Raw genomic sequence first — 955 nt, 5'->3', positions numbered from 1 at the left:
TGCTCGACGCGGTCGTCGACTTCCTGCCCTCGCCGATCGACGTCGGCCGAGCCCCGGGTCAGCCGCATCGGCGACGCGCAGTGGGCACGCATCCGCAGCACCGGCAGCTGGCGGAGCGGCTGCCCGGCCGGGCGCAGCGACCTGCGCGTCCTGGAGGTCAACTACGTCGACTTCTCCGGCCAGGTCCAGCGCGGACGCCTGGTGGCCAACAAGGACGTCATGAAGAGCCTGAGCCGGATCTTCGAGCAGCTGTTCCGGTGGCGCTTTCCCATCGCCAGCATGAAGCCGGTCGAGCAGTTCGACGGCGACACGCTCGAGAGCCTGAAGGCCAACAACACCTCGGCGTTCAACTGCCGCCGGCCCGACCAGATCAACGCACCGCAGGACGAGTCGCCCCACGCCAACGGCCGCGCGATCGACATCAACCCCGACCTCAACCCGTGGATGGACCTGCGGTGCGACTGCTGGTCGCCGCGCTCCAAGCACCACGCGCGCACCGCCGCGCCCGGCAAGATCCTCAAGGACGACCGCGTGGTCCGACTGTTCGAGCGTGAGGGCTGGATCTGGCAGAACATCAAGGTCGCCGACTACATGCACTTCGACACGGGCTACCCGTCGAAGGCGTGGCGCAGCCCGCGCGACTGACTAGGCGAAGTGCCGGTGGCCCGGCGCGCCCTCCCACGGCTCGCCGGCCACGGTGACGCCCTCGCCCGCGGCGACCGTGCCGATGCGCGTCCAGCCGGCCGCAGCTCGGTGCCGGCCGGGAACGTGCCGACGAGCGCGTAGTCGTCGCCGCCGGTGAGGACGAGCGTGAGCGGGTCGAGGCCCAGGGCCTCGGCGACGGTCGCGACCGGCTCGGCGACCGGCAGCAGCGCCGGGTCCAGGTCGATGGCGACACCGCTGGCGGTCGCGACGTGACCGAGGTCGGCCAGCAGGCCGTCGCTGACGTCCACCA

Annotated in this window: 1 protein-coding gene and 1 pseudogene; one reads left to right on the top strand and one right to left on the bottom strand. The window is 71.5% G+C overall.

All coding sequences use genetic code 11. From position 1 onward, the window contains the following. On the top strand, nt 1-645 hold a 645-nt coding region (locus AC2W7G_RS17205), incomplete at its 5' end, for a M15 family metallopeptidase (protein WP_485869513.1). Here AC2W7G_RS17205 and AC2W7G_RS17200 read toward each other — a convergent pair. Continuing rightward, nucleotides 609-955, bottom strand: a pseudogene (locus AC2W7G_RS17200) (hypothetical protein); the annotation flags it as partial. The gene AC2W7G_RS17205 and the pseudogene AC2W7G_RS17200 overlap by 37 nt on opposite strands.

The sequence above is a fragment of the Aeromicrobium sp. PFPM2_SD2 genome, from assembly GCF_057364525.1.
Note: the sequence above shows the minus strand (reverse complement) of the source record. Positions and strands in the feature narration are given on the sequence as shown.